Annotated in this window: 22 protein-coding genes and 1 other RNA gene; 15 read left to right on the top strand and 8 right to left on the bottom strand. The window is 58.5% G+C overall.

Annotation, left to right across the window (positions count from 1 at the left end; all coding sequences use genetic code 11):
• Positions 1–27: 27 nt before the first annotated feature.
• Genes IIA05_04120 through IIA05_04110 form a run of 3 tightly spaced genes read right to left on the bottom strand, consistent with a single transcriptional unit; the run spans position 28 to position 2,515 of the window.
• Complete coding sequence (locus tag IIA05_04120) at positions 28–534, bottom strand: HAD hydrolase family protein (protein MCH9026290.1); 507 nt, start codon at positions 532–534, stop codon at positions 28–30.
• Position 535: 1 nt separating this feature from the next.
• Complete coding sequence (locus IIA05_04115; protein MCH9026289.1) at positions 536–1,516, bottom strand: KpsF/GutQ family sugar-phosphate isomerase; 981 nt, start codon at positions 1,514–1,516, stop codon at positions 536–538.
• Positions 1,517–1,546: 30 nt separating this feature from the next.
• Positions 1,547–2,515, bottom strand: a complete 969-nt coding sequence (locus tag IIA05_04110) for a calcium/sodium antiporter (GenBank protein ID MCH9026288.1) — start codon at positions 2,513–2,515, stop codon at positions 1,547–1,549.
• 187 nt (positions 2,516–2,702) lie between these two features.
• Here IIA05_04110 and IIA05_04105 point away from each other — a divergent pair, with 187 nt between their 5' ends.
• Positions 2,703–2,957, top strand: coding sequence for a BolA/IbaG family iron-sulfur metabolism protein (locus IIA05_04105; GenBank protein ID MCH9026287.1), 255 nt, complete (start codon positions 2,703–2,705; stop codon positions 2,955–2,957).
• Positions 2,958–2,959: 2 nt separating this feature from the next.
• Positions 2,960–4,219 carry a UDP-N-acetylglucosamine 1-carboxyvinyltransferase gene (murA, locus tag IIA05_04100; GenBank protein MCH9026286.1) on the top strand — a complete coding sequence of 420 codons (1,260 nt, stop codon included), beginning with the start codon at positions 2,960–2,962 and terminating at the stop codon, positions 4,217–4,219.
• Between the two features lie 21 nt (positions 4,220–4,240).
• Here murA and IIA05_04095 read toward each other — a convergent pair whose 3' ends face one another.
• The gene (locus IIA05_04095) at positions 4,241–5,362 is read right to left on the bottom strand and encodes a trypsin-like peptidase domain-containing protein (protein MCH9026285.1); all 1,122 of its coding nucleotides are present in this window, start codon (positions 5,360–5,362) and stop codon (positions 4,241–4,243) included.
• Between the two features lie 179 nt (positions 5,363–5,541).
• Here IIA05_04095 and petA point away from each other — a divergent pair, with 179 nt between their 5' ends.
• The 5 genes from petA to IIA05_04070 are packed head-to-tail and all read left to right on the top strand — an operon-like array spanning position 5,542 to position 9,267.
• Positions 5,542–6,135 (top strand): ubiquinol-cytochrome c reductase iron-sulfur subunit, encoded by a 594-nt coding sequence (petA, locus tag IIA05_04090; protein ID MCH9026284.1) that lies wholly within the window; start codon positions 5,542–5,544, stop codon positions 6,133–6,135.
• A gap of 41 nt (positions 6,136–6,176) precedes the next feature.
• Entirely contained in the window at positions 6,177–7,397 is a 1,221-nt protein-coding gene (locus IIA05_04085) for a cytochrome bc complex cytochrome b subunit (protein ID MCH9026283.1), read from the top strand.
• A gap of 16 nt (positions 7,398–7,413) precedes the next feature.
• Positions 7,414–8,145 carry a cytochrome c1 gene (locus IIA05_04080; GenBank protein ID MCH9026282.1) on the top strand — a complete coding sequence of 244 codons (732 nt, stop codon included), beginning with the start codon at positions 7,414–7,416 and terminating at the stop codon, positions 8,143–8,145.
• A 57-nt stretch (positions 8,146–8,202) separates the two neighbouring features.
• Positions 8,203–8,832 (top strand): glutathione S-transferase N-terminal domain-containing protein, encoded by a 630-nt coding sequence (locus tag IIA05_04075; GenBank protein ID MCH9026281.1) that lies wholly within the window; start codon positions 8,203–8,205, stop codon positions 8,830–8,832.
• Positions 8,833–8,865: 33 nt separating this feature from the next.
• A complete protein-coding gene (locus tag IIA05_04070) occupies positions 8,866–9,267 on the top strand; it encodes a ClpXP protease specificity-enhancing factor (GenBank protein MCH9026280.1) in 402 nt (133 codons plus the stop codon).
• 18 nt (positions 9,268–9,285) lie between these two features.
• Here the strand turns inward: IIA05_04070 and IIA05_04065 are convergent, their stop codons facing one another.
• From IIA05_04065 to IIA05_04050, 4 genes are all read right to left on the bottom strand, one after another.
• A complete protein-coding gene (locus IIA05_04065) occupies positions 9,286–10,710 on the bottom strand; it encodes an FAD-binding protein (protein MCH9026279.1) in 1,425 nt (474 codons plus the stop codon).
• The gene (locus IIA05_04060; protein MCH9026278.1) at positions 10,697–11,287 is read right to left on the bottom strand and encodes a phosphoheptose isomerase; all 591 of its coding nucleotides are present in this window, start codon (positions 11,285–11,287) and stop codon (positions 10,697–10,699) included. Before IIA05_04060 ends, IIA05_04065 begins: the two co-directional genes overlap by 14 nt.
• A 76-nt stretch (positions 11,288–11,363) precedes the next feature.
• Complete coding sequence (locus tag IIA05_04055; GenBank protein ID MCH9026277.1) at positions 11,364–11,729, bottom strand: YraN family protein; 366 nt, start codon at positions 11,727–11,729, stop codon at positions 11,364–11,366.
• Between the two features lie 29 nt (positions 11,730–11,758).
• The gene (locus IIA05_04050; protein ID MCH9026276.1) at positions 11,759–13,681 is read right to left on the bottom strand and encodes a penicillin-binding protein activator; all 1,923 of its coding nucleotides are present in this window, start codon (positions 13,679–13,681) and stop codon (positions 11,759–11,761) included.
• Positions 13,682–13,773: 92 nt separating this feature from the next.
• On the opposite strand from IIA05_04050, the gene rsmI reads away from it, so the two are divergent.
• From rsmI to IIA05_04010, 8 genes are all read left to right on the top strand, one after another.
• On the top strand, positions 13,774–14,595 hold the full coding sequence (gene rsmI / locus IIA05_04045) for a 16S rRNA (cytidine(1402)-2'-O)-methyltransferase (GenBank protein ID MCH9026275.1): 822 nt from the start codon (positions 13,774–13,776) through the stop codon (positions 14,593–14,595).
• 91 nt (positions 14,596–14,686) lie between these two features.
• An RNA gene (rnpB, locus tag IIA05_04040) (RNase P RNA component class A) lies at positions 14,687–15,042 on the top strand.
• 275 nt (positions 15,043–15,317) lie between these two features.
• The gene (mraZ, locus tag IIA05_04035; GenBank protein MCH9026274.1) at positions 15,318–15,770 is read left to right on the top strand and encodes a division/cell wall cluster transcriptional repressor MraZ; all 453 of its coding nucleotides are present in this window, start codon (positions 15,318–15,320) and stop codon (positions 15,768–15,770) included.
• Positions 15,771–15,785: 15 nt separating this feature from the next.
• Positions 15,786–16,709: a 16S rRNA (cytosine(1402)-N(4))-methyltransferase RsmH gene (gene rsmH, locus IIA05_04030; protein MCH9026273.1), complete on the top strand. Its 924-nt coding sequence runs from the start codon at positions 15,786–15,788 to the stop codon at positions 16,707–16,709.
• Positions 16,706–16,990 (top strand): cell division protein FtsL, encoded by a 285-nt coding sequence (gene ftsL, locus IIA05_04025; protein MCH9026272.1) that lies wholly within the window; start codon positions 16,706–16,708, stop codon positions 16,988–16,990. Before rsmH ends, ftsL begins: the two co-directional genes overlap by 4 nt.
• A complete protein-coding gene (locus tag IIA05_04020; protein MCH9026271.1) occupies positions 16,987–18,741 on the top strand; it encodes a penicillin-binding protein 2 in 1,755 nt (584 codons plus the stop codon). The genes ftsL and IIA05_04020 overlap by 4 nt, the downstream gene beginning before the upstream one ends.
• On the top strand, positions 18,741–20,249 hold the full coding sequence (locus IIA05_04015) for a UDP-N-acetylmuramoyl-L-alanyl-D-glutamate--2,6-diaminopimelate ligase (protein ID MCH9026270.1): 1,509 nt from the start codon (positions 18,741–18,743) through the stop codon (positions 20,247–20,249). The genes IIA05_04020 and IIA05_04015 overlap by 1 nt, the downstream gene beginning before the upstream one ends.
• Positions 20,246–21,655: a UDP-N-acetylmuramoyl-tripeptide--D-alanyl-D-alanine ligase gene (locus IIA05_04010; GenBank protein ID MCH9026269.1), complete on the top strand. Its 1,410-nt coding sequence runs from the start codon at positions 20,246–20,248 to the stop codon at positions 21,653–21,655. Before IIA05_04015 ends, IIA05_04010 begins: the two co-directional genes overlap by 4 nt.
• Positions 21,656–21,657: the final 2 nt, after the last annotated feature.

Here is a 21,657-nt window from a genome sequence, read left to right as displayed (position 1 = left end):
CGAGTTCATGAGTAGATCAGAGCTTCCCTAACGATATCTTTTTTGCGCTTCGCTGATCAGATCGCAGGCTTCGCGTACCGCGCCATTGCCGCCACTTGTTTGACTCTGCCATTTTGCACAGGCTAAAAGCTTCGGGGGCGCATCGGCCACACACAGTGGTAGGGCGACCGCTTGCATGGCTTCCAGGTCGGGAATATCGTCACCCATGAATGCGCATACATCGCTGCCCAGGCCCAGTTCTTTTAGTAGTTCACGCAAAGTGGCGAGCTTGTCGCTACAACCCTGGTAGACATATTTGACACCCAGTTCGTTCATACGGCGAGTGACCGCAGCGGACTGCCGACCCGAGATGACGGCGACCTGGACGCCCGCAGCCAGCAATTTTCTGATGCCATAGCCATCGCGCACATGAAATGTCTTGGTTTCATCGCCATTAACCGAAAAATAAAGACGTCCATCGGTCAGCACGCCATCAACATCCAGAATCAGCAGTTCAATGGATGCCGCCAGTTTTTCTAGGTCGGAATTCACCAGGCTACATTATCCCCGCGCGCAACAAGTCGTGAATGTTCATTGCACCGATCACCTTGTCGTTTTCGTCGACGACGATCAGGGCGGTAATTTTATGGGTATCCAGCAGTTGGACGGCTTCCGCCGCCAGCATGTCAGCGCGCACTGTCTTGCCGTTTTTGGTCATGACCTGTTCGATCCGGGTCGTGTGAATATCGACAGCATTGTCCAGGCTGCGCCTCAGGTCGCCATCGGTGAACACGCCGGCCAGTTTCCCGTCTTTATCTACGATCGCCGTCATGCCCAGTCCTTTGCGGCTCATTTCAAGCAGGCCCTCGCTCAATGGCGTACCGATGGCCACCCTGGGTATCGATTCGCCGGTATGCATTAATTCGTCGACATGCAGCAACAGGCGTCGGCCCAGGGTCCCGCCCGGGTGCGAGCGCGCAAAATCCTCTTCGGTAAAGCCCCTCGACTCGAGCAACGCCACGGCCAGGGCATCCCCCATCGCCAGTGTCGCCGTCGTGCTCGCCGTCGGCGCCAGGTTCATCGGGCAGGCCTCTTCGGCGACACTGACATCGAGGTTGACGTCAGCGGTTCTTGCCAGCGTCGAGTCGGGGTTGCCAGTCAGCGTTATCAACCGTACGGCGAGCCGCTTGATCAGCGGCAGGATAGTAATAATTTCTTTGGTCTCGCCGGAATTCGATACGGCCAGCACCAGGTCTTCGCCGGTAATCATGCCCAGGTCGCCATGACTGGCCTCACCGGAATGAACGAAAAATGCAGGGCTGCCGGTGCTGGCCAGCGTAGCTGCGATCTTGTTGCCGATATGGCCGGACTTGCCCATCCCGGTCACGACGATGCGCCCGCGGCAGTCGATGCAAAGTTGGCATGCTGTGGAGAACTTATCATCGATCCGGTCCGCCAGCGCAGTCACGGCCTGCGCTTCCGTGGTCAGCACCTTGCGAGCCAGCGATTGCACTTTGTCTTTATCTATTGTTGACATGATTCATTCAGACTGTCGCACACTGCGAACTCAGCCTATAGCCCCATTGATGACGTAGGTCTGATAGACGATAAACGACATCAGCAAAAGAAATCCTTCCGCTCTGTATACCCGGCCGCGACCGCCAAAATTGTACGCGATGGCGAAAACTACCAGGGTCAGACCCACCATCACCGGTATATGCAAGGTCAACACAGAGGGCTCGATATCGACAGGGCTGATGGTCGCCGCCACGCCGATCACGGCCAGCAGGTTAAACATGTTCGAGCCGATAATATTGCCAAAGGCAAGGTCGTGCTCGCCTTTGATCGCGGCGACGATGGAGACGGCAAGTTCCGGCAGGCTGGTGCCGACCGCAACCACGGTCAGCCCGATAATCAAGTCCGATACGCCGAGGGTATGGGCAATTTCAATGGCTCCCGAGACCAGAAATTGGGCGCCGGTGAGCAGGACCGCAAGCCCCAGAAGAAACCAGGCCAGCGCTACCGGCGTACGCATGTCGGAGCGAATCTCGGCTGCGTACTCGGCGCTCATCGGATCGCCCGCGGCCGAACGAAAACCCAGGTTGGCCATCCAGTGCAGCAGCAGTCCCAGGCCCAGCAACAGCACGAAGCCATCGGTGCGACTGAGATATTCATCGAGAAACAACATGACACTGAGCAAGGTGACGGCCAGCAACGCCGGAATTTCCCTACGCAAGGTTTCGGACTGGATATTCATTGGCCGGGTCAGGGCGGTCGCGCCGAGGACCAGGCCGATATTGGCGATATTGGAGCCGATCGCATTGCCGATGGCGAGACCTGTATTGTCCCGGAGAGCGGCGATCGTGGACACGAGAATTTCCGGCGCCGAGGTGGCGAAGCCAACGATGGTCAGGCCGATTAGCAATGGGGACACGCCGAAATTTCGTGCCATTGCCCCTGCTCCGAGGACAAAACGATCTGCTCCCCAGACCAGCAGCATAAATCCGGCTAAAATAGTAATGACAAGTAATAGCATTTACGGTGTCTGTTTCTTGCGCGAAAGCCATCAATGATACACTGACCCAGGTCACGCGGGCACGATAAATATGGTTTGGGGCAACTGTTCGTCGGTGATTTTTTCTTTAACATTCGACTCCCCATTCTGTGCCTAACCACCATTCAGGTATGGGGACGTGCGGCTGCGGGGCTATAAAAGGTTAATCATGCAGGCAAAACAAGTTGAAGAACTGATAATTGCCGGGCTTGCGAACGCCCGCGTAGAGGTCGAAAGTGGCGACGGCAGCCATTTCACGGCGCTGGTCATTGCGGCAGAGTTCGACGGTCTGGCAAAAATCAAGCGCCACCAGATGGTCTATGGCGCACTGGGCGAGCTGGTCGGCCGGGAGATTCACGCTCTGTCCATCAGAGCCTTCAGTCCGGATGAATGGGAAGCGTTGCAGGCAACGCAAAGGGACTGATTTTGGATGCCTTGTTGATCAATGGCGGCAGGCGGCTGGAAGGCGAGGTTCGCATTTCCGGCGCGAAAAACGCCGCCTTGCCGATACTTGCGGCTACCTTGCTGGCGGACGAACCGGTCCGGCTGGGAAATATCCCGCACCTGAACGATGTGACCACCTGCATCGAATTACTGGGGCGCATGGGTGTTCAAGTCACGGTTGATGAGAATATGTCCATCGAGGTTGACTCGACGACAATCACCGAATTCGAAGCGCCTTACGACCTCGTCAAGACCATGCGGGCATCTATCCTGGTGCTTGGCCCGATGCTGGCGCGCCATGGAAAAGCGGATGTGTCGTTGCCCGGCGGTTGCGCCATCGGCTCAAGGCCAGTGAATATCCACGTCGAGGGTCTGCGCGCCATGGGCGCCGATGTGGAGATCGACAACGGTTACATACGTGCCCGATCCGCAAAACTGCATGGTGCACGACTGGTTCTTGAGACGGTAACTGTCACCGGCACGGAAAACCTGGTGATGGCCGCTACACTTGCCGATGGGCAGACGGTTATCGAAAATGCAGCACGCGAGCCGGAGGTAGTGGATCTGATCGAATGCCTGAATCAAATGGGCGCCAGGATTACCGGCGCCGGCACCGACACGCTGGTCATCGAGGGAGTCGAGCGTTTGCACGGTACCGATTATCGCGTGCTGCCGGACCGTATCGAGGCGGGGACTTACCTGGTCGCTGGTGCGATCACCGGCGGGTTGGTGCGGGTCAGGGATGTGCGGCCCGGGCACCTGGAAGCCATACTCGGCAAACTGCGGGAAGCGGGGGCAACCGTTAGCACAGGTGACAACTGGGTGGAAGTTGATATGCAGGGCAAGGTACCGAAGGCGGTCAGTCTTCGCACGGCGCCGTATCCAGCGTTTCCCACCGATATGCAGGCGCAGTTTTCGGCATTGAACGCGGTGGCCGATGGGACCGGCACGATCACCGAGACCATTTTTGAAAATCGTTTTATGCATGTTCTGGAGATGCAGCGCATGGGTGCGGACTTCCGGCTGGAAGGAAATACGGCGATTTCGCAGGGCGTGAAGCAATTGACCGGCGTGCCGGTCATGGCGACCGACCTCAGGGCATCGGCAAGCCTGGTACTCGCCGGGCTGGTCGCCGATGGTGAAACCCGGGTGCAACGTATCTACCACATCGATCGTGGCTACGAACGCATAGAAGAAAAGTTAGGCCTGATTGGCGCCGACATACGCAGGGTAAGCGATTGACCCGCTTTGCCGATATGCGGGTCAAGGCAGTGGTGGTCTTTCTTCGATCTTCGCCTGAATCTGAAAGTCGCGCCCATCCCTGATCCCGTCGATCCTTATCACAGATTCCGGGCTAAGCCCGGCGACCAGGTTCAGCGCTTCCCGCGATAGCGCAATTGCAGCGCCGTCGATATGGGTAATAATGTCCCCGGGCCGTAAGCCGGCGCGGAATCCCGGCCCATCACCGGCAACTTCGTATAGCTCGATACCAGTGGTGTCGGGGATGCCCAGTTCTGCGGCTCGCTGCGGGCTGAGGTTTTGCGGTGAAACGCCCAGCCATCCGCGAATGACGCGACCGTTTTCGATGAGTTGCCGGCTCACGCCGCGAACCAGGTTGACGGGTATGGAAAAACCGATGCCATCCGGCATCAGGCCTGCCGACAGCACCGCTGTATTGATACCAACCAGTTCGCCATTGGTGTTTACGAGTGCGCCGCCGGAATTGCCCTGATTGATTGCCGCATCGGTCTGAATAAAATTCTCGAAGGTAAACAGGCCGAGCTGGGCGCGGCCGGTAGCGCTGATAATGCCCTGGGTAACGGTATGCCCTAGACCATAGGGGTTGCCGATCGCCAACACCACATCGCCAACCTTTAGCTGGTCTGACCGGCCAAGTGGAATCGACGGCAGACCAGTCAGCGGTATTTTCAACAAAGCCAGGTCAGTGTCGATATCTGTGCCGACCAGAACGGCTTTTTCTTCGCGTCCATCGAGCATCTGAACGCTGATCTCATCGGCATTCTCAATGACATGATAGTTGGTGACGATATATCCGTCGCTGCGAATAATGACGCCTGATCCCAGGCTGCGCTGCGGCCGCTCGAGATTGCCGGCTCCGCTGCTGCCGAGAATTCTGCCGACGACGTCCTGGCGATCGGTTCGGCTGACCACGCGTATCGTATAGACATTAACGACCGAGGGTATCGATGTGGAAATACCATCGGCAAAAGAATTCTGCTCGACACCGGGCCGGTCGGACCCGTACCCCTGCCCCGGAGCCCGCAACAAATCCGGCCTGAACCAGACCAGGATGAACGCGATTGCCAGCCCAAGTATTATGGATTCAGCCAGAAAGACCGCGTGTTTTGTCCATCGTCTGTTCATCAGGTCCATGTCCGTCCGGGGCCTTATTAATCTGCATCGAGTATTGCATGGTGATGCATCGTCAGCTATTGACAGCCAGTGTATAATGCGCGAGCCGAAAAAACCCGGGCCGTACAAACCTGCCTGCGGACAGTCGGAAATCAAATAAAGCCAGGCGCCAAACAAAGGGAGTTGCACGCATGAGTAGTGACGTTGACCTCAGCAGACGTCATTTTTTGATCGTGGCCACGACATTGACAGGTACCGTCGGTGCTGTGCTGGCGACCGTGCCATTTATTTCCAGCTGGCAGCCCAGCGCCAGGGCGCAGGCGGCAGGAGCACCGATCGAAGTCGATATTTCGAAAATTGACCCGGGTTCCATGGTGGCGATTAAATGGCGTGGCAAAGCGGTTTGGGTGTTGCACCGAACGCCACAAATGCTTGCGACTCTCGACAAGATCGAGGATCAGCTTCGCGATCCGTTTTCGAACAAGCCTCAGCAGCCTGCTTATGCAGCCAATCAGCAACGCTCAATCAGATCCGAATTCCTGGTACTAGAGGGCGTCTGTACTCATCTTGGGTGTGCGCCGCTGGAGAAATTCCAGCCGAACGATCCCGCAGTGGGTCCCGGCTGGCTGGGTGGATTCTTCTGCCCCTGCCATGGTTCGAAGTTTGATCTGTCCGGCCGTGTCTACAAGGGCGTGCCGGCGCCAACCAACCTGGTTGTTCCGCCACATCGTTATATCGGCGACGCGACCATCCTGATCGGCACCGATAGCGGGGTAGCGGCATGAAATCGGAGCGGACCCCTGCGCTCGAGCGGGTGACCGAACGCATGCAGGCACTGTTGGTCTGGATCGACGCACGTTTTCCGCTCAGCAAGATGTGGCGTGAGCATATCTCCGAATATTATGCACCAAAAAATTTCAATTTCTGGTACTACTTTGGATCACTGGCGATGCTGGTGCTGGTGCTGCAGATTGTCACCGGCATTTTTCTGACGATGAGCTACAAGCCTTCCGCCGCCGAAGCCTTTGCTTCGGTGGAATACATTATGCGTGATGTAAACTGGGGCTGGCTGATTCGCTATATGCACTCAACCGGAGCATCGGCAATCTTTATCGTGGTCTATTTGCACATGTTTCGCGCCGTGCTTTATGGCTCGTACAAAAAACCGCGTGAGTTGCTCTGGTTGTTTGGCATGCTGATCTACGTCGCGCTGATGGCCGAGGCCTTTTTTGGCTATCTGTTGCCGTGGGGGCAGATGTCCTACTGGGGTGCGCAGGTCATCGTTTCGCTGTTTGGCGCAATACCGTTTGGTATTGGCGAAGCATTGGTGGAATGGGTGCGCGGAGATTATTTTATCTCCGACATAACGCTGAACCGATTCTTTGCCCTGCATGTCATTGCCGTACCATTTGCCCTGGTTTTCCTGGTCATCGCGCATATCCTGGCGCTGCATGAAGTCGGTTCGAACAACCCCGATGGTATCGAGATCAAGGAGAACAAGGACGCCAAGGGTATCCCGCGCGACGGCATTCCGTTTCACCCGTACTACACGGTCAAGGACATCATGGGCGTAGCGGTCTTTTTGATGCTGTTTTCCGCCGTGGTTTTTTTCGCGCCGGAAATGGGCGGCTATTTCCTCGAGCATGCCAACTTTGAACCGGCCAACAGCCTGAAAACCCCCGAGCGCATCGCGCCGGTCTGGTATTTCACGCCGTTTTACGCCATTTTGCGAGCCGTGCCGGACAAGCTGCTGGGCGTGCTGTTGATGGGCGCTGCGATCGTGGTGCTGTTTATCCTGCCCTGGCTCGATCGCTCGCCGGTCAGATCCATTCGTTATCGCGGCTGGATCTTCAAGCTTGCAGTGACCTTGTTTGCCATCAGTTTTGTGGCGCTGGGCTACCTTGGCATGCAGCCGGTGTCGGCGACATTCACCTTGGCTGCGAGAATCTTCGCAACGATCTATTTCCTGTTTTTCCTGCTGATGCCGTTTTACACGCGTTGGGACCGGACCAAACCGGTGCCGGACAGGGTGACCTATCATGGTTGACCACAGATTGACCGGCATGATTGCCCTGGGCGCATTGGTTTTATCATCGCCTGTTTTTGCTGCCGGCAGCGGTGGGGCGAAAATGGAGCCAGCCAACAACGTGCTGAGCAATGTACGGTCGCTGCAGCGTGGAGCAAGCCACTTCGTCAATTACTGCATGGGTTGTCATTCGGCCAAGTATGTCCGCTATAATCGCCTGGCTGATGACCTTCAGCTCAGCGAGCAGCAGGTCACCGATAACTTGATGTTCGTTGGCAAGAAACTGCTGGATACCATGGAAATCGCCATGGACCCGCTGGACGCCAGACGCTGGTTCGGGCAGGTGCCGCCGGATCTCAGCCTGATCGCGCGGGCCAAGGGCACCGACTACGTGTTCAATTTCCTGAAGGGATTTTATCTGAACCCCGATCGTCGCAAAGGAACCGACAACCTGTTTCTGCCCGGGGCGAGCATGCCGCATGTGCTGTGGGAGTTGCAGGGTTTGCAAAAACCGGTTTACGAGGCGATTATTGACGCCAGCGGCGACGTACACAAAGTCATGGTTGGCTTCGAACAGGTCACTGAAGGACTGTTGAGCCCGGAAGAATACGATCAGTTTGTACGCGATTTGACTAATTTTCTTGAGTACATCAGTGAGCCGGTAAAGCTCGAGCGACAAAAACTGGGCGTCCGCGTGCTGATGTTCCTGCTGGTGTTCTTTTTGTTTTCCTACTTGTTGAAGCAGGAATACTGGAAAGACATCAAATGACCGTTTGCCAGGTTTTTAATCGCGGCCTGATCTCTATTTAATTTTCTGGAGTATGTTATGGCATTAGTGGCTAACCGCCGATCCGTTATGACCCTGTTTTCCAAGTCCGTGTGTGTGCACAGTCACCGCGCCAGGATCGTGCTGGCAGAAAAAGGCATCAGCGTCGATTTGATCGATGTTGACGGGCCGGAGCTTCCCGAGGACTTGCTCGACCTGAACCCCTATCACAGCCTGCCCACATTGGTCGACCGGGACCTCGTTCTGTATGACTCCAGGGTTATCATGGAGTACCTCGACGAACGTTTTCCTCATCCGCCGTTGATGCCGGTCGACCCGGTCAGCCGTGCCCAGTTTCGGCTGGCGTTATTCCGGATTGAGAGAGACTGGTACGAACTGGCGGACAAAATAGAAAGCAGCGGTGACACCAAATCGGCCAACCAGGCGCGCAAGCAAATGAAAGAAAGTCTGCTATCGAGCGGGGAAATTTTTGCCACGAAGCCGTTTTTTATCAGCGATGATTTCTCCCTGGTCGATTGCACAGTGGCGCCGATTCTGTGGCGGCTGCAGCATTTTGGCATCGAGTTGCCGGGCAATGCAAAACCCATCCAGCAATACATGGACAGAATTTTCTCCCGGCCGTCGTTTCAGGCCAGCTTGTCCGAACTGGAACAGGAAATGCGAACCTAAGCCGTTTTCCGGTCAGGGGCAAAAGGCAATCATATGGTGAGCAATCCCGAGCCGTCGAGGCGGCCCTACCTGCTGCGTGCAATGTACGAGTGGATCGGCGACTGTGGCTATTCCTCGCATATCGTCGTTGATGCGCTGGCAAAGGGCGTAGTCGTACCGGCCGAAAATGTTGAAAATGAAAAAATCATTCTGAATATTGACAGCAATGCGGTCAGGAATCTTTCTCTGGGCAACGAAATCGTCGAGTTCGATGCGCGTTTTCAGGGTAAAAACTGGCATGTATCGGTACCGGTGTCGGCTGTGCAGGGCATTTATGCCAAAGAGACCGGTGTCGGAATGATTTTCAGCGACGACCAAGACCTGGGTCCGCCCGAACCCGACACGCCGGACCAGCCAAAGACCAACAGTCGGCCAACACTCAAGATCGTGCGCTGATCCGCGATCACCTGCGAGTCAGTGACCTGACTGGTCCGGATACATTTTTCCCGGGTTGAGAATATTCAGCGGATCCAGCTGGTTCTTGATGCCACGCATGACCGCCATCGTCTCGGCGTCAACTTCCAGGCCGACAAAGTTCCGTTTTACGAAGCCGATGCCATGTTCGCCTGACAGGCTGCCGCCCAGCGACAGGGTCAGCTCGAATACCTCGGCCAGGCATTTGTTTGCCGCCGCGGTTTGTTGCTCATCGGCCGGGTCATACAACAAGTTGACATGGATATTTCCGTTGCCCGCATGGCCATAATTGACGATTAACAGTTGGTGTTCGCGTGCCAGCCGGTCGAGTGCGTCGATAAGCTCGGCAATCTTCGACACCGGCACGACGATGTCTTCATTGATTTTCCCCGGCGCCAATTTGCGCAGCAATGGCGACAGAACCTTGCGGGTCTGCCACAGAGCCGCCGCCTCTTTTGCACTGCCTGCCTGCAACCATTCGAGCAGACCGTCACTCCTGGCCGCGGCCTGGATTGCGTCAACCGACTCTTGCAGACCATTCACGGTGCCATCCACATCGATCAGCAGCAAGGCGCGGGTCTGTTCAGGCAGCGGGTTTTGGTCCAGCCGGCCGATCGCGCGTATGGCGCCAGAGTCCATGAATTCCAATGCCCGAGGTTGACAAGCCTGCGCCATGATTCGCGACACCGCGTCCGCTGCTTCCTTTATCGATGTATAGCTCGCCCGCAATGTCGTTTCGACCGGCGCTGCTGGTGTCAGCAAAAGCGTAGCTTCGGTAATGATTGCCAGGGTGCCTTCCGATCCGATCAGCAGGCGCGTCAGATCCAGGCCGACTACGCACTTGGTCGTGTAGCTGCCGGTCCTGATGATTTTGCCTTGGGGGGTCACCGCAGTCAGGCCCAAAGTGTTGTCGCGCGGGGTTCCGTATTTGAGGGTACGCGGACCGGCCGCGTTGCAGGCGAGGTTGCCGCCTATAGTCGAGTACGCGGCTGAGGTCGGGTCGGGCGGCCAGAAAAACCCGTGCGGCTGCAGGTGATTCTGCAGATCCTGGTTGATGACGCCTGCCTCGACGACGGCAACTCGATTGGCCGGGTCCACACTGAGAATTCGGTCCATTCGTTCGAGCGAAAGGGCAAGCCCCCCCTGTGGCGGGATCGCGCCTCCTGTGGTGCCGGTGCCCCGGCCGCGCGGGCAGACCGCGATCCGGTGCTCGTTGCAGGCCCCCATGATTCCAGCGACTTCAGCGGTGCTTTCGGGCAGGGCCACGGCCGCCGGCAATGATCGGCCCCGGCTGTTGTCATAGCCATAGGCCCAGCAATCGGCCGGGTCGGTCAGTATTTTTCTGTTGTGATGTTGCCCCGAAACAATCCTGAGCTGTTCGATGAATGCCGCGGGCAGGCCGGCCGTACGGCTAGTCCTGGACACCCAGCAGCTCCCGGTCAATGAGATCGCACAGGCAATGGATGAAGACCAGGTGAACCTCCTGGATACGCGCCGTATTCTGCGCCGGAACCCTTAGCTCGATATCGTCCTCGCCAAGGATGCCGGAGAGGTCGCCGCCATCGCGCCCGGTCAAGGCAACGATTCTCATGCCGCGTTCGTGTGCGGCCACACAGGCGCGGGTAACGTTTTCGGAGTTACCGGAGGTGGAGATTGCCAGCAGGACATCCCCGGGCTGACCCAGTGCCCGAATCTGCTTTGAAAAAATATCGTCAAAGCTATAGTCGTTGGCGATCGAGGTCAGAGTCGAACTGTCGGTGGTAAGCGCAATCGCCGGCAGACCCGGACGCTCCATCTCGAAGCGGTTGAGCATTTCAGCGGAAAAATGTTGTGCGTCTCCGGCCGAGCCGCCATTGCCGCAACTGAGTACCTTGCCATTGTCGAGCAAGCTCCTCGTAATCAAAGTCGCGGCGCGGCTGACCAGTGGCGCCAGTTCGCTTGCTTGGCGTTTGATTTCGATGCTGTCGGCGAAGTGCTGTCTGACTCGATCCTCACTGTTCATTGCTGCTGTTTCCGGTTCTGGGCTATAAAAACGGCATGGCTCCACCGCCGTATATTGTCTCATGAATCGCCGTTGCTTACTCATCCTGAAATGCGTCGGCGACCCAGCTAATCTGCGGGTCATTCAACGATCCGCCGATGGCGATCACATCGAAGCGCAACGGCCACTCGGCCAGCGCCGGGTTGTCCTGCAGGAATTTCAGGGCGGCCCGGCGTATTCTTTGTCTCTTCTGATAACCGATCGAGTAAAGGGCATCCTCGACGCCGCTTGCGCGATAACGCACCTCGGTCACGACCAGGGTGTCGCCGTCCCGCATCAGCAGGTCGATTTCACCAACCCGGCAGGTGAAATTACTGTCCAGCAGGACCAAGCCGTGTTTTTGCAAATGGCTGAGCGCGATGGCTTCCGCGCCACCGCCATCCCGTTGCTGGCTGGTCTGCACGTCACTCAGGCGGTAGCGGCCGCGGACGCCTAGTTTCCGAAACTCTGGTCATCGTCGGGTGTCGTGGGCTCAGCCACGAAAGACGAATCGATTACGCCGGGGTCGGCGAAGATAGGGCTCAGCGCCGGCAAAAGCCTCGGCTCGCCAGCGTTGATTTCCGCCCATTCGAGGTCACGCCGGATACGTCGATCCGAGTCCAGCCACAAGGTACCGGTCATGCCCGCCACTTGCTGGTCGCCAAATGAGCCCCGGTGCAGCATGGGCACCATGCGGTAGGCATCGAATCCCATCGCGAACAGCCGGCCACGGGCCGCCATCGACGGCCATACCCGATGTATGGCTTTGCTGAGCTGACCTTGCAACAGGTCGGGATCTATCATCCACGGCATGTCTGCGAAGGACACGCCATCCAGCAGCCGGTTACCGTCGGTACCGGGACTGAAAATTGCCGAGGTGCTGAAGACGGGCAAATCAGCGGCGTAATGATATTTAAGCTGGGGCCGGATTTGGCGGCCCTGAGCGGGCCTGGCCGCGAGAAAAATGAACTCTATGTCCTGCCGGCGCCTCGGTTCAAACTCAAGGCCGACGCCCAGTGTGGACTGCAGACGGCTGCGCCTGGAGTAGCTGTCGCTCAGCATCAGCAAACGCCTGATCGTGGATGAGAAATCCTGTGCGCTGACATCGTAGGGGAGATAGTCGAGCAATTCGCCGCCCTGGACCTGAATTTCGTCCCTGAAGGCTTTGACCAGCCTCATTCCCCAGTCGTTATTGGGGACCAATGCCAGGCCACGGGTCAGGCCCTGGCCTGCAATACGCCTGGCTACCGCTCGGGCTTCGTCTTCCGGGATCAGCGCAAACTGGTAAAAACCTTCCGCTGCACCGACGTTGCTATCGAGAAAATTCAGGGCCAGCATCTTTATCTGTGAGACATATTTTTCAGCGACGGCGGCAACAGCCGGCCGGGTCAGGGGGCCAACGACAAAATCCGCACCCTCTACGATGGCCAGGTGGTATGCCTGTTCTGGGCCAAGCTTGCTGACATCGTAGATACGGATATCGGGGCGCAGGCCGACCTCGGTTTGCTGAAAATATGCGGCCATGAATCCTTCCCTGATCGCCAGTGCCGCGGACTGTTGTCTGCCGCTCAATGGCAATAACAAGGCTACCTGCTGCGGGTATTCGGTGAATATCCGGTATGCCTCGATGACTCGCCGCAGCAGGGGGCCATCCGCCGGGTGGCCGGGGTAATGATCGCGCCAGATTGCGATCGCGGTTTTGAATAAGAATGGGTTGCGGTCCGCCAGTTTTGTCGTCGCGGCAAGGTTAAGCCAGCCCGCAACCAGCGGGTCTTCCGCATGGGACAGCTCATCCTGAATCATTTGCAACGGCACTTGCTGCAGGCCGTTCCAGATTTCCTGCTGATTGTTGTCGCGTGCGTTGTCGCTGGGCAGCAAGGTTTCACGATATATCAAAAACCCGATTCCGTTGCTGGGCTGGCCAAGCTGGAAACTGCTTTTCCCGCGCAACAAATAGGCCCAGGCCTGGTCCTCGCGCGATAACTCGACCGGTAACTGGCCGAGCAAATCGACCGCCGCAACCGGTTCGTGGCGCAATAGCGCGAGGCTGGCGCCGAGCAAGGCCCAGCGGCTCAACGCGTTGCCCTGCATTGGACCGGTCACCCGTCGCAGCGCGTCGCGTGCGCGTCCATCTTCCCCGCTTTGATAAAGGGCAAAGGCGGCGGCCACCAGGTAGCGGTCCCGGTCCTGGCCCCTGGTGCTTTGCGCCAGGCGCAGATAAAGGGTTGCTGCTTCCTGGTAGTCTCCCCGCTGTTCCAGCCTGGTCGCCTGCGCGCCAAGGCGGCCGGGGTCGCGTACGCCACCGGTGCTGACGCAGGAAGCTGACAGCAGCGCCACGATCAGAACCAGCCATCCTTTGATTATTTTTCCATTCACTTGCATGGCCGGTTTTCCTCAGGGCAGGATGGCGTCTTGTACCATCTTCAGCGGGGCATTATATCGTGTCGGAGCAGCGCGGCATTCTTTATGTGGTCGCAACACCGATCGGCAATCTGGGCGATATCACTTTGCGGGCAAAAGAGGTGTTGGCCTCGGTTGACCTGGTGGCGGCTGAAGACACCCGCCACAGCCGCATATTATTGACTCGGCTGGGGTTGGAAAAAAAGCTGATTTCATTGCACGAACACAATGAAATAGCCCGCACGCCGGAGATTATCCGGTTGCTGGCGGCTGGCCATTGCGTTGCGCTGATCAGCGACGCTGGCACGCCGCTACTCAGCGACCCGGGATATCGCCTGCTAAAAGCGGTGCGTGAGCAAGGGCTGCGAGCGGTGCCGGTGCCAGGCCCTAGCGCGCTTACGGCTGCGCTCAGCATCGCGGGTCTGCCGACCGACCGGTTCGTTTTCGAGGGCTTTCTGCCGGCCAAAAGCGGTGCCCGCACGAGGCATCTGAAATCATTGCTTGCCGAGCCGAGGACGATGGTTTTTTACGAAGCCCCGCACCGGTTAAAGAAAGTCCTGGATGACATGGCGCAGATTCTCGGCGGCGATCGGCTCGCCTGTGTGGCCAGGGAACTGACCAAGAAATTTGAAACTGTCTATTACGGTACGCTGGCTGAACTGGCCACGCGGGCGCAACGCGAAAGCGATATGGGGCGTGGTGAACTCGTCATCGTGATCTCGGGCGCGGACAGCTCCGTGACCGCCGGGGCGCTGGATGTCAGCGCACTGCTCAACGAGTTGCTGACCGAATTACCACCAGCCAAGGCCGCCAGGATTGCCAGCCGGGCATGTGGTCTGCCGCGTCAGGAGGTATATGCGCTGGCCACGAGGCTCGCCGGGAAACGTTAGCCCGCATTATTCATGAATAATGGGGGTTAGACGCCAGCCTCCCCGGATAAACGCTTGAGAAATTAGCCGCGTGGCCTTACCTTTGTTGCGGGGAGTCGGCCAGGCAATCGCTGTACTTTTGTGCAGAGGAAAGTCCGGGCTCCAAAGGGCGAGGTGCCAGGTAACGCCTGGGGGGCGTGAGCCTACGGAAAGTGCAACAGAGAGTAGACCGCCTAAGCGCTACGGCGCCGGCAAGGGTGAAACGGTGCGGTAAGAGCGCACCGCGCGGGTGGCAACATTCCGCGGCACGGCAAACCCCACCTGGAGCAAGACCAAATAGGGGAACAGGCTTTTTGCCACGCGCGGCCCGCGTGGGTTCCCGGGTAGGTTGCTCGAGGTCTGCGGCGACGCAGATCCCAGATGAATGGTTGCCCAAGACAGAACCCGGCTTATCGGCCGGCTCCCCGCTGTTTTTTGCAAGCATCAGGAAATCTACCGATCTGAAAGAAAAGAAAAACCAGCAAAATGCGTAGATTTAGCCTGACAAAGCATTCGCAAGCTATTGATTTTTGGCCTGTCTAGACGCCACCGCAAGCATGAACTGTCGCTCCTAAGTTACTGTCTTAGCTAAAAAAACATCACTTTCCACTGTTGACAGGCAATCGATGCGCTCCCTATAGTGTCTCAGAGTGGGAAAAAGTGGGAAATCTAGGGATTTCCAGCCGCGGTAACAGGGATTTCGGATGTTTCGAGGGGCAAACAAAGTCACCGTTGATAGCAAGGGTCGCCTGGCGATACCGACCCGCTATCGAGAGCGGATCGGCCAGCGCAGCGACGGCCAGCTGGTGATCACCGTAGACCGGCAATGCCTGCTGATTTACCCGTTGCCGGACTGGGAAGAAATCGAAAGAAAACTGATTCGACTGCCCAGTCTTCATCCGCAAGCTCGCCGTCTTCAGCAATTCATGGTCGGTTATGCCAGCGACGTGACGCTGGATTCACATGGCCGTGTTCTTTTGGCCAAAGAACTCCGGGAATTTGCCGCGATCGATCGGCAGGCATTGCTGATTGGCCAGGGGAACAAATTCGAATTATGGGATGAAGCGCGTTGGAACGAGCGGATCGATGAATGGCTCAAGGATGACCAGACCGGTGAATCCGGTTTGTCGCCTGAGCTCGAATCACTTTCGTTGTAACGATCTGTGGCACAAATGAATTTGCACAAACCGGTGCTTCTGGATGAAGCGCTGGAGGGGCTGGCAATAAAGCCATCCGGGACCTACCTGGATTGTACTTTTGGCCGGGGCGGGCATAGCAAGGCGATCCTCGGGAAATTGGACAAAAAAGGCCGCCTGATCGCGATCGACCGGGATCCGGAAGCGGTGGCAGAAGCCCAGTCCGGCTTGGGGCGTGATTCCCGGTTCAGCATTTGCCGGGGAACTTTTGGAGAGATAACCGACATTGTCCGGCGGCATGGCATGACTGGTTTGGTGGATGGAGTCCTGATGGACCTGGGTGTTTCGTCGCCACAGCTTGACGACCCGGCGCGCGGGTTCAGTTTCAGCTCGGACGGTCCGCTGGATATGCGGATGTCGCCCGATGAAGGGATAAGCGCCGCGGACTGGCTAGCGCGGGCGGCAGAGGGGGAAATCAGGCGGGTGTTGTTTCGTTACGGCGAAGAGCGGCAGGCAAAACGCATTGCCCGCGCAATCGTCGAAGCTCGTCTGGACGCGCCGATACGAACGACCGGCCGCTTGGCGGCGATCATCGAGCCGCTGGTGCCGGCGCACAGACGCAAGCGTCACCCGGCGACAAAAACCTTTCAGGCGATCCGGATTTTTATTAATAAGGAATTGCAGGAACTCGAAAAGTGCCTCACGCAGAGCATCGATTTGCTGGCCAGGGACGGCCGGCTTTGCGTGATCAGTTTCCATTCGCTGGAGGACCGCATCGTCAAGCGGTTCATGCGGGACCAGTCCAGGCCCGATCCGGTTTATGCCGGCCTACCTGATATCCCGTCACGGGCGCAGCCAAAATTGACGCGGGTTGGCAGGCCGGTCAAGGCGCAGCCGGAAGAAGTTGCGGATAACCCCAGGGCAAGGAGCGCAGTGCTGCGCATCGCGGTGAGGCTATGATGCTGGCCGACCGCAGGTTCAACTCCCTGATGGTGTTCATTCTGTGGCTGGCCATCGGTTTCTCGGCCATTGTCGCCGTATATGCGCGGCACGAATCTAGACTGTCGTTTTCGGAACTGCAGAAACAGGAAGCTGCACGCGATTTGCTCAATATCGATTGGGGACGGCTGCAACTCGAACAAAGCACCTGGGCGACACATGCGCGAATCGAGCGTATGGCGCGCGAGGAACTGGGCATGGTTGTGCCGAGCCCGGAACAATTGCTGGTGGTCAAGCCATGAAGCGCAACAGCAAGCAGGAATTGTATCGGCAGTTCCGCTGGCGTGCCTGGCTGGTCATGGCCGTGTTCGCGATGGTCTCGCTGGTGATTATCGGTCGCGCCCTGCAATTGCAGGTGTTGGACAAAGAGTTCATTGAACGACAAGCGGATGCGCGCCATCTCAGGGTGATCGCGCTGAGCGCCCATCGTGGGTCAATTCTCGATCGTAACGGTGAAACCCTGGCGGCGAGCACGCCGGTGGATTCGGTCTGGGCAGACCCGCCCGCCCTGGCGCGGTCCAGCGATCGCATTGGTGAACTGGCAAAAATACTCGAGCGCAGCCCGGAAAATCTTTTGCGCCAGATCACCAGCAACCTGGAGCGCGAGTTTATTTTTCTGCGCCGCCACCTGTCGCCTGACCGCGCCGCTGCCGTCATGGACCTGGAAATTCCCGGGGTCTATTTGCAACGCGAATATCGCCGCTATTATCCGGCCGGAGAAGTGACCGGGCACCTGCTCGGTTTTACCGACATTGACGACCGCGGTCAGGAGGGCCTGGAGCTGGCATACGACCAGTGGCTGGTCGGCGAACCGGGCGCCAAACGCGTCATCAAGGATCGGCTGGGGCGCGTGATCGGCGATGTCGAAAGCATCCGGCCGGCGCGACCCGGCAAGGACCTGGTCAGCAGTATAGATTTGCGCATCCAGTACCTGGCCTATCGCGAACTGAAAGCGGCAGTCCAGCACCACCAGGCAAGATCGGGGTCCGTGGTCGTCTTGGACATCACCAGCGGCGAAGTCCTCGCCATGGTGAATCAGCCCGGTTATAACCCGAACGACCGTGCGCAGTTTTCTGCCGCGCGTTACCGCAACCGCGCGGTAACCGATATTTTCGAACCTGGATCCAGCTTCAAACCCCTGGTTATTGCCGCGGCGCTGGAAAGCGGGCAGTACACGCCGCACTCACGGATCGATACATCGCCCGGTTATGTCACGGTACCCGGCAAGACCATCGAGGACACGAAGAATCTGGGAATCATTCCGATCGGGACGATCCTTGCGAAATCGAGCAACGTGGGCGCGACCAAGGTAGCCTTGTCGCTGGATAGCGAGTATTTGTTCGGGATCATCAGCCGATTCGGTATCGGTCGGCTCACGACCAGTGGTTTCCCCGGTGAATCGGCGGGCCTGCTGAATCATTACAGCCACTGGCGCGAGATCGGCCAGGCGACGCTGGCCTATGGTTATGGCTTGTCGCTGACGCCGCTGCAACTGGCGCAAGCGTACGCAGTTTTGGCGGCGGACGGTATCCGCCGGCCGGTGTCCTTGTTGCGAACCGATCGGCCCGAAGCCGGTGAACGAGTGATTAGGGCGGCAACCGCGATCGCTGTGGTCGATATGCTGGAACGGGTGGTCAGTTCCGGCGGTACCGGCAGGAAAGCGGCCGTGCCCGGTTACCGGGTCGCCGGCAAGACCGGCACCTCCTGGAAATTCCAGGCGGGTGGGTATTCGACCGACCGTTACATTGCCGTGTTCGTCGGCCTTGCACCGGCCACCGATCCGCGGCTGGTTATCGTCATCCTGATCGACGAGCCCGGTGGTGAAAAATATTATGGCGGTGATGTGGCCGCGCCGGTTTTTTCCGCGGTCATGTCCGGTGCGTTGCGCTACCTGGCGGTACCGCCCGATGCGCTGACGCCATACCGGCTGGAACCGAGTGCGATCGTACAGGCTCGAGTTCAGCCCGCTGCCGCGGCGGTGAGAGCCCGATGATGATTGCGACGCCCGCAAAAGCCGGAATCTCGCTGGCCCGGTTGCTTGGCATCCCGGAGGACAGACTGGCAGGCAACCCGGTGATCACCGATATCACGCTGGACAGCCGCGAGGTGGTCGCGGGGAGTCTGTTCCTGGCTTGTGCCGGCACTCAATCTCATGGCCTGGATTATCTCGAGCAGGCGCTTGCGCAAGGGGCAGTCGCGGTTGCCTGGGAATCCTCGATCGGTACCGGGCCGCCATCGGTCGACACCAGCGTGCCTTTGCTGGAGGTGCCCCAATTGAGGCGCCGCCTGGGCCGTATGGCAGACCTGTTTTTCGATGCTCCATCGAAGAAAATCGAGGTTACCGGCATTACCGGGACCAACGGCAAGACCACTTGCGCGTGGTTGCTGGCTGGCGCGCTGGATGCCAGTGGCCAGTCCACCGGAATCATCGGCACCCTGGGGCATGGTTTTCCGGTCGCCCTGTCGGCGGGAGAGCTGACCACACCGGACTGCATCGGTATACACCGGCGGCTGGCTGAGCTGCGCGGACTCGGAGCCGCTCATGTGGCGATGGAAGTGTCCTCGCACGCACTGGACCAAGGCCGCGTCGACGGGGTTCATTTCAGCGCCGCAATGTTTACCAACCTCAGTCGCGATCATCTCGATTACCACGGTGACCTCGCGAGCTATGGGGCCGCCAAGGCCAGGCTGTTTCTGAACCCGGAGTTGAATCGCGCCGTCATCAATGTAGACGACGCCTACGCCGAAACCATCATTGAGCAATTGCAACAGCGGATCAGATTGCTGCGTGTTGGACGGACTGCGGATGCACACGCGCGTGGCGAATTTCTTCGCCTCGAGCAAGTCAGAGAAACGACCGGCGGGCTGGAACTGGATTTTAACAGCAGCTGGGGCGAACTGAGCCTGAGCAGCGGTCTGCTCTGCGATTTCAATGCCAGCAACCTGGCGCTGGTCCTGGCGGCCCTGCTGGCCGACGGGGTTGCGGCGGAAGATGCCATCCAGGCGTTGGCCGGGGTGTCCGCGCCACCAGGGCGCATGGAGGTCGTGAGCGGAGGCGACCGATGGCCGACTGCCATTATCGACTATTCGCATACCCCGGACGCGCTAGAGAAAGCCCTGTCCGCGTTGCGCCGGCATGTGACGGGACAACTCTGGTGCGTGTTCGGTTGCGGTGGAGAACGCGACCAGGGGAAGCGGGCCTTGATGGGTGAAATTGCCGCCAGGTCCGCGGATCGGGTCATCGTCACCAGCGACAATCCCCGAGGCGAAGATCCGCTTGCCATCATCGACGACATAAGGTCGGGTACCGCTGACGCCGACCATGTGATCACGATTGCGGATCGCCGCGAGGCCATTGCCACGGCACTGGAACAGGCCGGACCCGATGACATCGTGCTGGTTGCAGGCAAAGGCCACGAGTCCTGCCAGGAAATTGCCGGGCAGAAGCTGCCATTTTCAGATATTCAGGAAATTCTCCAGGTCCTGGAGGAGCCTCGATGATTGGCGGAAGCTTGCAAAAGATCAGCGCACACCTCGCCGGCCAGTTGCATGGCAATGACGCAAAATTCGCCGGCGTGTCTATCGACAGCCGCAAGGTGTCTGCCGGAGAGCTGTTTATCGCAATCCAGGGAGAACATTTCGATGGCCACGATTTCGTACTTGCCGCCGCTGGTACAGGGGCGGCTGGCGCGCTCGTTCATCGGTTGCAGCAGGTTGACCTGCCTCAGGTCGGCGTCGGTGATACGCGGCTGGCGCTGGGCCAGCTGGCGGCTGCGTGGCGGCAGGAATTCGACATTCCGGTGATCGCCGTAACCGGCAGCAACGGCAAGACCACGGTCAAGGAAATGCTGGCGTCGATCATGGGGCGGCGCGGACCGGTACTCAGTACGCGCGGCAACCTGAATAACGATATCGGCGTGCCGCTGACATTGCTGCGGCTGGCGAAGGAGGATCGCTCCGCGGTGATCGAGATGGGCGCGAACCATGCCGGCGAGATAGCTGGACTGACCGCGCTTGCCTGCCCGACGATCGGCGTGGTCAACAACGCAGACAGCGCACACCTCGAGGGTTTTGGTAGCCCGGAAGGAATAGCCCGGGCGAAAGGTGAGTTGTTCGAGGGGTTGCCGGCCGACGGCACTGCGATCATCAACACGGATCAGGAATACACCGGGCTCTGGAAGCAACTGGCCGGCACGCGGGAGATCATCAGTTTTGGACTGGGCAGGGACGCCCGGTTCACCGCCGGCGACGTGTCCCAGGGCGTTCGCAATGGACAACCCTGGCTCAGTTTTTCCATGACCACACCGCTTGGCAGTTTTCCGCTTGAATTGAATTTTGCCGGTACCCATAACGTGATGAATGCGCTGGCCGCGGCGGCAGCGGCATCCGCGGCGGGTGCGGGAATCGATGATATTCGTGATGGTCTGCAGGCTGCCCGGCAAATGGGCGGACGCCTGCAATTACTCAGTCGAAAAGGCGGCGGTTGGTTGATCGACGATTCTTATAACGCCAACCCGGTATCCGCCCGCGCCGCAATGGAATTCGCAGCCAGTCTTGGCGGGCGGCACTGGCTGATCCTTGGGGATATGGGCGAACTCGGGCCCGATTCCGAGCTCATGCATCACGAGCTGGGGCTGGCAGCCGGCGAACTCGGCTTCGATCGGATTTACAGCTGCGGTGAGTTGGCGGCCAGGGCGGCGGCAGCTTTCCCGGGCGAGAGCCGGTGCTTCGACGGGCTTGACGCATTGATCGATGCACTCAAAAAGGATTTGCCGGTGGTGCCGGAAAATGGCGGCGGCGCACAGGTTATTCCTTTGCTCAAGGCATCGAGGAGCATGCGTTTTGACAAGGTCGTCGATGCGCTTTGCAAGAACGCAACGGCAAGCGACGACTCTCTGGGGGATTAAAA

Source organism: Pseudomonadota bacterium, assembly GCA_022572885.1.
Taxonomy (GTDB): domain Bacteria; phylum Pseudomonadota; class Gammaproteobacteria; order Steroidobacterales; family MnTg04; genus MnTg04.
This window is presented reverse-complemented; position numbering and strand designations above follow the sequence as displayed.